Origin of the sequence: Candidatus Schmidhempelia bombi str. Bimp, assembly GCF_000471645.3 — a bacterium.
Lineage (GTDB): Bacteria > Pseudomonadota > Gammaproteobacteria > Enterobacterales > Orbaceae > Utexia > Utexia bombi.
In genome coordinates, this window is record NZ_AWGA01000088.1 from 1 (window position 1) to 12,508 (window position 12,508).

11 protein-coding genes are annotated in these 12,508 nt (G+C 35.5%); 5 read left to right on the top strand and 6 right to left on the bottom strand.

Annotation, left to right across the window (positions count from 1 at the left end; translation table 11 throughout):
- The 3 genes from araD to O970_RS08835 form a co-directional block, all read right to left on the bottom strand.
- Positions 1 to 508, bottom strand: a 508-nt coding sequence (gene araD, locus O970_RS08825; RefSeq protein WP_133459339.1) for an L-ribulose-5-phosphate 4-epimerase AraD, incomplete at its 3' end; no start/stop codon positions are given.
- Positions 509 to 510: 2 nt separating this feature from the next.
- On the bottom strand, positions 511 to 984 hold the full coding sequence (locus tag O970_RS08830) for a PTS sugar transporter subunit IIA (protein ID WP_133459340.1): 474 nt from the start codon (positions 982 to 984) through the stop codon (positions 511 to 513).
- 15 nt (positions 985 to 999) lie between these two features.
- The gene (locus O970_RS08835; RefSeq protein ID WP_133459341.1) at positions 1,000 to 2,778 is read right to left on the bottom strand and encodes a PTS ascorbate-specific subunit IIBC; all 1,779 of its coding nucleotides are present in this window, start codon (positions 2,776 to 2,778) and stop codon (positions 1,000 to 1,002) included.
- A gap of 399 nt (positions 2,779 to 3,177) precedes the next feature.
- Between O970_RS08835 and ulaR the strand changes: the two genes are divergently transcribed.
- The 3 genes from ulaR to htpG all read left to right on the top strand — a co-directional run bounded on the left by ulaR (position 3,178) and on the right by htpG (position 7,345).
- Positions 3,178 to 3,939, top strand: coding sequence for an HTH-type transcriptional regulator UlaR (gene ulaR / locus O970_RS08840; RefSeq protein WP_133459342.1), 762 nt, complete (start codon positions 3,178 to 3,180; stop codon positions 3,937 to 3,939).
- Positions 3,940 to 3,965: 26 nt separating this feature from the next.
- Positions 3,966 to 5,033: an L-ascorbate 6-phosphate lactonase gene (ulaG, locus tag O970_RS08845; RefSeq protein WP_133459343.1), complete on the top strand. Its 1,068-nt coding sequence runs from the start codon at positions 3,966 to 3,968 to the stop codon at positions 5,031 to 5,033.
- A 437-nt stretch (positions 5,034 to 5,470) separates the two neighbouring features.
- A complete protein-coding gene (htpG, locus tag O970_RS08850) occupies positions 5,471 to 7,345 on the top strand; it encodes a molecular chaperone HtpG (RefSeq protein ID WP_133459344.1) in 1,875 nt (624 codons plus the stop codon).
- Positions 7,346 to 7,880: 535 nt separating this feature from the next.
- On the opposite strand, the gene O970_RS08855 is transcribed toward htpG, so the two are convergent.
- Complete coding sequence (locus tag O970_RS08855) at positions 7,881 to 9,830, bottom strand: TonB-dependent receptor domain-containing protein (RefSeq protein ID WP_133459345.1); 1,950 nt, start codon at positions 9,828 to 9,830, stop codon at positions 7,881 to 7,883.
- 587 nt (positions 9,831 to 10,417) lie between these two features.
- Between O970_RS08855 and O970_RS08860 the strand changes: the two genes are divergently transcribed.
- On the top strand, positions 10,418 to 10,708 hold the full coding sequence (locus tag O970_RS08860) for a helix-turn-helix domain-containing protein (protein WP_133459346.1): 291 nt from the start codon (positions 10,418 to 10,420) through the stop codon (positions 10,706 to 10,708).
- 394 nt (positions 10,709 to 11,102) lie between these two features.
- Complete coding sequence (locus tag O970_RS08865; protein ID WP_133459347.1) at positions 11,103 to 11,300, top strand: hypothetical protein; 198 nt, start codon at positions 11,103 to 11,105, stop codon at positions 11,298 to 11,300.
- 83 nt (positions 11,301 to 11,383) lie between these two features.
- On the opposite strand, the gene O970_RS08870 is transcribed toward O970_RS08865, so the two are convergent.
- The gene (locus tag O970_RS08870; protein ID WP_133459348.1) at positions 11,384 to 11,998 is read right to left on the bottom strand and encodes a tail fiber assembly protein; all 615 of its coding nucleotides are present in this window, start codon (positions 11,996 to 11,998) and stop codon (positions 11,384 to 11,386) included.
- A 17-nt stretch (positions 11,999 to 12,015) separates the two neighbouring features.
- A partial coding sequence (locus tag O970_RS08875) for a phage tail protein (RefSeq protein WP_275055050.1) occupies positions 12,016 to 12,508 on the bottom strand: 493 nt, incomplete at its 5' end.

Sequence of the window (12,508 nt, forward strand, 5' to 3'; positions counted from 1 at the left end):
GGCCCGCCACAATCACGCCTGGCATAGCCATAATATCAAGTTGTCGTGACTTAAAGGTTTCAACAATCACTAACCCCGTATTTTTTTCGTAATCATGACTAATTTCATCATGGGTAAGAGTACGAGTACAAGGAATATCTCCATAAAAATAATCGGCATGGGTGGTACCTAAAGCGGGAATATCCATAGCCGCTTGCGCCCACACTGTCGCATGACGAGAATGAGTATGTACTATACCGCCAATGTCTGGAAATGCTTTGTATAATTCAATGTGTGTTGCCGTGTCACTAGAGGGATTAAGCTTACCCGCCCGAATATTACCGGTTAAATCCAGCACCACAATATCATCCATGGTCATATCAGCATAATCAACCCCAGACGGTTTAATTGCTATAATTTGATTTTCTCTATCAATTTCAGAAACATTACCCCAAGTAAAAGTCACTAATCCATATAGAGGTAGTGTTAAATTCGCCTCTAATACCCGTTGTCGTAATAGCTTATACATGATTACTCCTCTGTTAGTGCTTGATCAATTACCGCATAGATAGCTTCTTTATTTTCACATTGTCTAAATTTGTCTAAATTAATGCCAGTTGGGCTGTTTTCATCATCTAAGATTTGTGTCACCTCCATTAATCCCTCCATATGCTGATTAGATGAGCTTCCAGCTAATGTGATCAATACATCCACAGGTTGAGGCTCTCCCTCAAAATAGACTGGGTGTTCTAGTGTGACTAAAGCAAAGGCGGTTCGATTAACGCCATCTTCTGGTCTGGCATGTGGCATAGCAAAATTGGGGGCAATAATGATATAAGGTCCTAGTTTCTCAATACTGTTAATAATTGCTTGGTGATAAGAGGGTTCAATAGCCCCCGTCGCAATCAGCATATCTGTACCTAATTTAATCGCGTCTTGCCACGTGTCCGCTTTTGCTTTGAGTAAAATAGAGTTATTTTCGATTAATGATTGTTTAAAAGCCATAAAGTTATCCTTATATTAATTAGCCATCTGTTTTGCTATTACTTTATTAATTAAATCAATAAGTTCTGAACCAAAAGTGTGGGGATTAAGCATATTTTGTACACCTAAAGCATGTTTCCCTTCACCAACGTCTATTTCATGAATAAGGTGTTTTGACGCGACAATAATATCGATATTAGGTAGGCGAGATTTATAATCAGTGACTGCACAGGAATCCATTATATGATTAATATGCTGCTTATCTAAATAATTGGCAATTTTCATTTTCATCATCATAGACGAACCTTGACCGCTGCCACATACGGCTAAAATTCTGACCGGTTGTCCTTCTGCAATGGCAACTTCTTGCATTTTTTCCACAATATCTAAATTAACATCTTGATGTTTATCATTATCTTGCTCTTTATTTGTGTGTAATAATTCCTCTGCTCGCAGTTGTTTGGCAGCAAAATACATATACACTACGGCTAATCCAATTAATACATAGATAAATAGGTGTGATAATGATAAACCTTGTAAAATAGGAGGAAATAAAATTGCCCAATCTGCCATTCCCATCCACGCATCAATAGGGGTGTTATGCTGAGCAAAAATATTAATTGCCCAAGCTGATCCTAATATCTCAATGATTCCCATAGTAAAACAGATTTTCATTACGGCTTTCCAACCACCAAAATGGTTAGCAAAAACCCCAATCGTCGCATTTGAGAAGAACATAGGAATAAAGCCAGGGATGATCATAATCGGCGATTGGAAAATAAGTAATAAACCTAAGGCAAAAAATTGTCCTAATGCACCCCAAATAAAACCAAATACCATCGCATTGGGAGAAAAAGCATAAATAGCGGCACAATCAATAGCGAGTATCGCATTGGGGATTAATTTTTCAGAAATACCTTTAAATGCCTCTGAAAGTTCGGCAACAAACATTCTTACCCCCGTCACAATGACTTGGATAGCTACTGCAAATTTAAGTCCTGTTTCAAAAATATAGATAGTCCAATGGGTTTTTCCCGCCATGACTTGTAAATTATCTAATCCAAAAGATAACAAAATTATGCCAAAGAAAAAGGTCATAACAATGGTGGTTGCTGCAATACTATCATGGAAAATATGTAACCATTTAGGTAGTTGGAGTTGATCGACAGAATCGTTTGGATCGCCTAATTTAGGGGCTAATTTAACCGCTATCCATGATCCTAATTGTTGTTGATGACCAATTGAGAAGCCAGCGCCCCCTGTAACTTGTTCAGTTGGTTTAAACATGATATTGGAAAAAATACCCCAATATAAGGCGATAATAATGGCAGAATAGATAATCGATTCAGCCATACTATAATCAAATAGATAGTAAAATAATACGATTGCACCTACTTGTTGAAACATAATATGTCCAGTTAGCATGATAGTGCGAATGCCAGTAAAACGCCGGAATATAACCAATAAAATATTTAGCGTTAGTGCTAGTAGCACCGCATACCCAACCCAAGAATAACTCTCACCTAACCCCTTTTCAACCGCTACCATTGATGCATAGGTATCAATAATTGATCCATTAATGCCATGATATTCAGATAATTTTTCAATAACGGGTTTAAACGTTGAAACCAAAACATTGGAACCGACTTGCAATAACATAAAACCGACAACCGTTTTTATTGAGCCCTTAATAATGGTAGTGAGATCTTTACCTAAAAGTGAATAGCCAAGAAACGTGACTAGGCCCAGTAGTAGTGGCGCATTGGTCATGACCTGACTATAGAATATATAAAATATGTTATAAATTACTTCCATATATACCTCTCATTGGTTATGGTTATTAACGTTCGGAAAGATGTTGAAGTAAAATCGGCGGTAAACAATATCATCCGAATGAAAGTATTTTTGTATTTATTCGTTCGCTATATATCCATATTTAATAATCAAAATGAATCAATCAATGATTATTTATGATAACTTTGACGCTAATCACTATTCTCAACCAATGACATAAATAACTGTGATTAAATTCACATTTTTATTTAAATAAGCTAAAAATTAGAAAATTAAAATTTATTTCTTTGTTTATCATTAACTTAATATAAAAAACGTTTAATTACCTTTAACATTGTTGACAATATAACCAATAAAATCTAGAATCAAAATTAATCAATTAATGATTACTTTTGATTTCATTATATAAGAGGAAATAGTATGAATGAATTAACTAGACATAATGAAATCGTGGCATTAGTGAAAAGTAAAGGGACATTAAAGGTCACTGAGCTAGTGGATTATTTTGCTGTTTCGCCAGCAACGGCGCGTCGAGATATTACCAAACTGGCTCAAGAAGGACGCGTACAAAAAGTGCGTAATGGTATTATGAAGATTGCCGAAAAAAAGCCGATCTGGGCACCACTACAAATTGATAATACCGAATATTTCCATGAAAAAGCACGTATTGCGATCCGCGCGGCGAAACTATGTAACGATGGCGAAAATGTCGTCATAAATTGTGGTTCAACGGCTTTTTTACTAGGTAAAGAGCTATGTGGAAAGCAAATATCGATAATTACTAACTATTTTCCACTTGCCTGTTATCTGATTGAAAATGACCATGACAGCGTCATCATTATGGGCGGCTTATACAATAAGACCCAAAATATTATTCTTAATCCCATTGCAGATATGGCTAATTTATACGCAGGAAAATGGATGTTTACTAGTGGTAAAACCTTAACGGCGACTGGACTCTATAAAACAGAAATATTAAGCGCAGTATCTGAGCAGCAAATTCTAGAAAAAATCGAAAAGTTAGTCGTTGTCGTGGATAGTTCAAAAATTGCTATTAAAGCCAATGCTGGCATGCTTTTTTGTCCGATAAGTAAAATTGATATTTTAATCACAGGCAAACAAGCTAATCAGGCTGTAATAGAAAAAATTAGAAGTGAGGGTACTGAAGTGATTTTAGTCTAATTATTAATGAAAAAGGAAATAATACTATGAGTAAAGTAAATGAGATCACCCGTGAGTCATGGATATTAACTACTTTTCCTGAATGGGGGACGTGGCTTAATGAAGAGATAGAAAATACTGTCGTTCAACCCGGTACCTTTACAATGTGGTGGTTAGCGTGTACCGGTATCTGGTTAAAATCAGCAGGCAATACCAATATCAGCGTTGATTTTTGGTGTGGTACAGGCAAGAGAACGCATGCTAACCCTTATATGAAGAAACAGCACCAAATGATGCGTATGGGTGGCGTACGGGAACTACAACCTAATTTACGTACCAGTCCTTTTGTATTAGATCCTTTTGCCATAAAAAAGATTGATGCCGTTATGGCAACGCATGATCATGCAGACCATATTGATGTTAATGTTGCCGCGGCTGTTATACAAAATTGCGATGATCATGTCAAATTTATTGGTCCACAAGCCTGCGTTGATTTATGGCAAAGTTGGGGCGTACCCGCTGATCGTTGTATTGTCGCTAAAGTCGGCGATGTTATTACGGTGGGCGATATTAAAATTAACGTCCTTGATTCCTTTGATAGAACCTCTTTGGTCACTTTACCGCCAGGGGTATCGTCTACCGATAAAAACATTTTAGATGGCATGGATCAACGCGCGGTAAATTATTTATTTGAGACAACTGGAGGATCACTTTACCACTCTGGCGATTCGCACTACTCTAATTACTATGCAAAACATGGAAATGATCACCATATTGATGTAGCGTTACTCTCTTATGGCGAGAATCCACGCGGTGTTACCGACAAGATGACGTCCGCTGATATTTTACGTGCTGCTGAAGCATTAAATACTAAAGTAGTTATTCCATTCCATCATGATATTTGGGCAAATTTCCAAAGTGACCCAAGAGAAATCGAAGTGCTTTGGAAAATGAAGAAAGATCGCTTGCAATATGATTTTTCTCCTTTCTTCTGGCAAGTTGGTGGTAAATATACTTATCCAACCGATAAACACAAAATGCATTATCAACATTACCGTGGCTTTAGAGATATTTTTACTGATGAACCTGAATTACCTTATCGCTCATTTTTATAATGATTAATGTCATAGTTATAAAATAGGCTAACATTTCCCAATATTGATTTAGATAAAATATAAGGCGGGATGCTATTTAATGGCTAATATACCCGCTTCTAATCAATGCGTGATATAGTCATTATTATGTTTTAATAAGACCACACCTATCGCCATAAGATCCACTTCTATTGCAAACAATCTATATCACTGCCTTACGAATACTATTTGTTACTATTTTCCTCATCAACAATAAAAGTAAACATGCTAAATAAGGCGCGCTATTGGTGATTGAAATAATTTTATTCACTAATACCTTGAAATTTATTTTTTTATCTTTATATAACATATAACCTATTAAGCAATCGAAATAACATGAAACCACTTAATAGTAATCAGTGGTTTTATGTCACACTATTATTAACCATTTTAATTGGCAAAATTTGAGGTATTCATTAATGAGTAAACAAGGAACTGAAACTCGTGGATTTCAATCAGAAGTAAAACAACTTCTCCATTTAATGATTCATTCTCTCTATTCAAACAAAGAAATATTTTTAAGAGAACTAATTTCTAACGCCTCTGATGCGGCGGATAAACTACGTTTTAAAGCATTAGAAAATCCAGAACTTTATGCTGGAGATGCTAATTTAGGCGTACGTATTTCTATTAATAAAGATGCAGGCACCATTACCATTGCTGATAATGGTATTGGTATGACACGTGATGAAGTGATTGATAATTTAGGGACTATTGCGAAATCAGGTACAAAAGCATTTTTACAAACAATGGGCAGTGATCAAGCCAAAGATAGTCAATTAATCGGACAATTTGGCGTTGGTTTTTATTCTTCTTTTATCGTCGCTGATAAAGTGACAGTAAAAACACGTTCAGCTCAAGTCAGTGCGGATGAAGCGGTGATGTGGGAATCAGCGGGTGAAGGTGAATACACCATCTCTGATATAAGTAAATCGGAACGAGGAACCGAAATCACTCTGCATTTAAGAGAAGAAGATAAAGAATTCTTAGATGATTGGCGTATCCGTTCTATTATTAGCAAATATTCTGATCACATTGCACTACCTGTTGAAGTACAAACGCAAGAGAACGATGAAGTAAAATGGGAAAAAATTAATAAAGCGCAAGCACTTTGGACACGTAGTAAAACTGAAATTAGCGATGACGAATATAAGGAGTTCTATAAACATATTTCTCATGATTTTGCCGATCCATTAACTTGGAGTCATAATCGTGTCGAAGGGAAACAAGAGTATACCAGCTTATTATATATTCCTGCTAAAGCACCTTGGGATCTATGGAACCGTGATCATGAACATGGTTTAAAACTTTATGTGCATCGTGTATTCATCATGGATGAAGCACAACAATTTATGCCAAATTATCTCCGTTTTGTTAAAGGTTTGATTGATTCAAACGATTTACCATTAAACGTTTCTCGTGAAATTTTACAAGACAGCAAAATTACCCAAAATTTACGTAATGCACTAACGAAACGTGTATTACAGATGTTAAATAAATTAAGCAAAGATCAACCTGAACAATATCAACAATTCTGGAATGAGTTTGGTTTAGTATTAAAAGAAGGAACCGGTGAGGACTTCACAAATCGCGAAAGTATCGCTAAACTTTTACGATTTGCCTCAACCCATACTGATAGCGATGCACAAACGGTTTCTCTAGACGAATATATTACGCGCATGCAAGATGGGCAAGATAAAATTTATTATCTAACCGCTGATAGTTATATTGCAGCTAAAAATAGCCCACATTTAGAGCTATTGCGTAAAAAAGGGATTGAAGTATTACTCTTATCTGATCGTATTGACGAGTGGATGATGAGCAATTTAACTGAATTTGACGGTAAGCAGTTCCTTTCGGTCAGTAAAGCTGACGAGTCGTTAGAGAAATTAGCGGACACGGAAGAGAGCGAACAACAAAAAGAAACGGATAAAGCGTTTGAAGCATTTATCAGTAAAGCAAAAACCTTACTTGGTGAGCGTGTTAAAAATGTCAAACTTACCCATCGTTTAACCACCACGCCAGCAATGGTGACGACTGATGCGGATGAGATGACAACCCAAATGGCAAAACTTTTTGCCGCAACAGGTCAAAAAGTCCCTGAAGTTAAATATATCTTTGAAATTAATCCTGAGCATGCATTAGTTAAACGCATTGCGGCTATTGAGGATGAAGCACAATTTAATGAATGGGTTGAATTACTTTTCGATCAAGCACTATTTGCTGAACGAGGCACATTAACTGATCCACATACCTTTATCCAACGTATGAATCAGCTATTAATGAATAACTAATTCTCGTAATTTAATAGACTGTCGATATGGATACAAACCTTATCCATAACGACAGTCTTTTTAAGGTGAAGTGCACGACACAAATATCATCACTAAAATATAATAAATGGATTTTATTATATTAATGGCCATGATTTAAATACATTCCATCCCTACATTAATTTTCTATATCATTGAGAAACCAAGACGATAATCAGGCTCATCGATGGTAATCAGCGCAAAAAACAGAAGTTAATAACGCTTAGTAACGACAAAATGTTGCTAGAAAATGACTCACAATAAGGGAATATTGCTATGATTAATTGTTAATATGAAGTGACGGTCAGTGTTAGCAATTATCATCTATTACTTAATTTGAACTGATAAATACCTTAGTCATAATATCTTTACGACTTACCATTAATTATAGTCACTAGTGATTTGATTAAACACGCTCTAACAGTAGTTTAAATAATGACGGTAAAATTAAATATAAAAGCCATGTATCTTTTACCGCCACCATTATCGTTATCTTAATTAAACCAAAATAATAATCTTAAAAACTTACATCTAGCCCAATCCAATAACGGCGTCCATCTAACGTTTTACCAAAATCATCATTTTTTATTTTTTTATCAAATAAATTATATATGCCAGAATAGATTTTGGTATTTTGATTAACGGCATACGCGCCACCAATATCCCACAAAGTATAACCTGGATAATTGCTATCACGCACCGTTCTCGAACCGCTAGCTGATTCTATACCGTAATAAGCCACTTTACCCCACAAATCAAGACGATCGGTAACTAACCAATCTAATTGAGCATTAAACTTATTACGCGGTGTACGATTAAGCGCTTTACCTTTATTTACCCCAGTTTTTTGTTTTGTCCCCATCCAAGTATAGTTAGATGAAAAAATCAAATTGGTTACAATTGGGGCTTTAAAGGTTAATTCTAGCCCTTTAATTTCAGCCTTATCCACATTTTCACGTGATTGGACAAAATCAAATTTATCTGATGTACCTGATGTACTACATGCATTACTATGTGGATCGCCTTTACAGATATAATAGGACTGAATCTTATCTTTAAATTGTGTATAAAATGCGGTGGCACTAGCGTTAATCCCATAATCATCATTATAATTAATACTCATTTCATAATTGATTGATTTTTCTGGTTTTAAATCACTATTACCAATAATGACCCCATTCGAACGATTACCGCCTGTCACCTGACCCCAATCCGATACCGTCTGGCGTAATGACGGCGTTGAATAACCAGTAGATACCCCACCTTTAACGGTATAATTTTGATTCAGATCCCAAACACCATATAGTCTTGGATTCCAATTGTGACCATATAACTCATCTTTATTAAAACGCAAGCCGCCTACTAAGGCAAAATTATCAACGAGTTGCCATTCATCTTCAATAAATAATGCATAATCCCAGCGTTTGATCTCAGTGATACGACTATCGATCTTATTTCCTTTATCGTTCAACTTCTGTCGACTATATTTCCCACCTAACGTTAAATTATGCTGCGCAATAGGAATCATTAATTGTGTATCAAAATCCAAATTTTTAATTTCCATATCGCGTACAGGATTTTTGGTATTTTCATAAGAGAGAGTCGTCGTTGATGTCGACCAATCCCAGTCACCACGATGAGTTAACGCTGCTGTATTACGATTATTATCACGTTTACTATCTCTGAACGATGCGGTATTGCCAACGGTTGACGAAGAACTTTGTAAACTGCGACCTAAATCTAATTCAAATAGTTGTTTTTCAGTTAGTGCCGCGCTTAATTTACCTGCGATATTACGTAATTTCTGTTCAGGGAAACCATCCTGATAATGATCTTCGGCACGTTCTGAATATTGTCCATAAATTTGAAGCCCTAGGACTTGCTCAATAAGTGGTCCCATCAAAGAAAAATTCGCGGTATGAATATTTTTGGACTGATTATGTTGCTGAAAAGTGGTTTCTAACCGAACATTGCCTTGCCATTCATCTGCGACTTTTTTGGTGATGATATTAATCACACCGCCCATCGCATCTGAGCCATACAGTGACGACATAGGACCTCTTACTACCTCAATTCGCTCGATAGCCGATAATGGCGGTAACCAACCTTGTTCAAAACCAGCACCATCACTATTAGGTCGTACTTCTCGCGAACGGACACGCTTGCCATCAACCAACATTAACGTATAATTCGCATTCATACCACGGATACTGATATCCGATGAGGCACTGCCACCTGAAACCGTTACCCCAGGGATATCTTTCAGCACATCGGTCACATCTCTATAAGGTTTATTCTCGATCTCTTTACTAGTAATAACCGAAATAGAAGCGGGCGCACTTTGCACTTCTTGCTCAAATCCCGATGCCGTTATAACCATAACATCCTCAGCAAAAACACAACTACTTGCTAAAATAGAAAAACCACATAAACATTTAGTTATTTGATTTATATTTCCCTTACGCATTCATTCCCCCCTTTAAATAAAAAATAGTCGTTATTATCAACTAAAATTGATACTGATTCTAATGAACTGGAAGTATATAAAATTCTGATACCTTGACAGTCAGACGGACATTTTTATTGTTCGATACCTTATATATTTGCTTATCACCATATTAAGATATTAATAAAATATATTTCATTTTTACTGTCTTAAACAAAAAGCAGTAAACAACACGATTATCGAATAGCAATATGCGATGACCTAACTTTTATTAACATAACAGATCAAACGCGCTTAGCATTTTTCACGCCCCAATCTATTACAAATGATAATTATTATCAATAATATTTTGTAAAAAAGTTTTATCTGCTTGGTTTTTATTATTATATGGGTTAAAAGTTAAAATCTGTTTAATGAAAAATAAGTTATTCTTTATGCCTAGTCATAAGTATAACTATTATTATGAATATTATAATTAATCTATTTTTTAAACAGATATAACAGATATAAATGTAAAATTAATAGACAATAAAATTACGTTAAACGTAGTATCTAAAAAGTAAAATAATGATGAATATCGTAGTTTCTTTATTTATTAGGAACCTATGATGAAAACAGAAATCAAATATCGCCAAATTTTCTGTAAACGATTAAAAGAAGCTCGTTTAGCCAAAGGTTTATCACAGAAAAAATTAGGAATTCTTGCTGGTATCGATGAATTTGTAGCTAGCACAAGAATTAATCGTTATGAAAAAGGAATTTATGAGCCTAATTTAGAAACATCGGGTAAATTAGCCGAAGTACTTGAACTACCTTTAGCCTATTTTTATGCAGAGGATGAACTGGTCGACCTAATTGTTGCATATGCGAAGTCTTGTCAAGATAACGCTACACACTAACTCTCATTCATCAATAACCTGTATATTTAATTAATAAAGCAGGATCAGTGATGAATGAGAGTCCCTATTCCTCTGTTTAACGGTTAGAGATACTCTCTATTATGATTATTTTTTATCGCTGATGGCCGCCTATTTTCACCTTAAACATAAATAGGTGCTTTTATTCCTTTTAGTTAAATTAGGATAATTTTGGCGGCTTAAGCTAGATTAAAATTTTTTGGATTATCTGTTTGTTATAATTAATTGAGTTAACTTTAATCGGATATCAAATTAATGAACAAAAAAATGTACGTTATTTTAAGTAATTTTATTCATACATAACAGAAAATATCGATTTAACGAATCGCAGTTAATTATTAAATCTTGGGAAAGGTTCGATGAGGTTGGGGCGTTATTGAAAAAAGATATTTATCTTATTCCAAATACCGTTATTGATAGGCGAATAAAGTTAAAAAAAGAAAGGCTAGCACTGCTATCTATATTAAATGAATACAGACATTCTGTCGATCGTGAAGAAGATATAATACACACTCGCTTAGTTGACTCGATTAAGGAGAAGTATTTAGTCAAAAAAACACAAATGATGAAATAAAAAAGGGTTTTAAGTACCCCTTTTATTTTTTATAGATATATCCTCAGCAATGGCATTAATTTTACTGAAAATTAGAATGATTATTAGAAAGAAGTTACTGGCTCTTTGGGCCATTTAATTTCAGGTGCAGTATTAATATCAACACGATTTAATAGGACACGATATTTTTTCAAAGCAGTATATGACGCTTTTTCTTCATCTGTTGCGATATCAATATCGATAGCATCTTGTAGATGATCGATTTTAGTGTTGACCTGACTTAATAACTGTTGTTTCTGTTCTGCGGCTAAATTTACATAATGCTGACGCCGTTTTTCTTCATCTAATACCCATTTCTCACCGTCCCATCTATCAAATTCACTGGAGGGTTTTAATAATGTGTAATCTGTGGGAATATCGCCGATTTCTGTTACTGTCGATTCTGCACCTGTTTCAGTTGAATAGATTTTTTTACCACGGTAGTCGCTCGGGTATGTCCATTCATCGCCAACCCTAACGATTGCTTTACCATCCTTAACTGAGTTTGGTGCATTCAAATATGAGTTAGCTGGAACGCCTACGCCTACAGGTAAAAACTGATATGTAGCCCCTGAATACTCTCCTTTAAAATCCACATTATAAATCACTGCCCAACCCGCCATTGTCGCTAGACCGTTGTCGTCAAAAATTGCAATTTCTGGTTGTAATTGATATTTCATTATATAAATCTCCCAATTTATTCTGCTTTAACTATGTACATAAATGCGATGTTCCGAGGATGATTATCGTGAGACACTGGAACTGTTCGACTTGCATCAAAACCAATTAACCACTCTTGTGAACCACCTCCTGATCCCGTCCCATATTTTCCGCGCACGTAAAACGAGCCAGTTGTAGACCTAGCATTGTTGTCGTCAGTTGCTGTAAAGGATCCTGTTATATTACGAATAGCATCGTTTTGAAAGCTAAGAATAATGCGATGAGGATCGACCCCCCTAGCATTGTCCCACCCCCGAATAAATTCTCCTCGAAGATCCGGTAAAAATCCCGAAGTATATGCAGCAGCAAGTTTCGGAAATCGATTTACATCGAACTGGGAACCATTACACTCAAAATAACCAGCTGGGGGATTAATCTGTGGCCATGGCATAGGAATGCCAACAGGAATATCTGGAATATATTGATTTATATTTGCTTCAGTAATAACACTACTACTATCTACTTTGACT

Coding starts and splice junctions, on each gene's coding strand:
- O970_RS08835 (WP_133459341.1), bottom strand. CDS start 2,778: ATGGAAGTAATTTATAACATATTTTATATATTCTATAGTCAGGTCATG.
- htpG (WP_133459344.1), top strand. CDS start 5,471: ATGAGTAAACAAGGAACTGAAACTCGTGGATTTCAATCAGAAGTAAAA.
- O970_RS08860 (WP_133459346.1), top strand. CDS start 10,418: ATGAAAACAGAAATCAAATATCGCCAAATTTTCTGTAAACGATTAAAA.
- O970_RS08855 (WP_133459345.1), bottom strand. CDS start 9,830: ATGCGTAAGGGAAATATAAATCAAATAACTAAATGTTTATGTGGTTTT.
- ulaG (WP_133459343.1), top strand. CDS start 3,966: ATGAGTAAAGTAAATGAGATCACCCGTGAGTCATGGATATTAACTACT.
- ulaR (WP_133459342.1), top strand. CDS start 3,178: ATGAATGAATTAACTAGACATAATGAAATCGTGGCATTAGTGAAAAGT.
- O970_RS08830 (WP_133459340.1), bottom strand. CDS start 984: ATGGCTTTTAAACAATCATTAATCGAAAATAACTCTATTTTACTCAAA.
- O970_RS08870 (WP_133459348.1), bottom strand. CDS start 11,998: ATGAAATATCAATTACAACCAGAAATTGCAATTTTTGACGACAACGGT.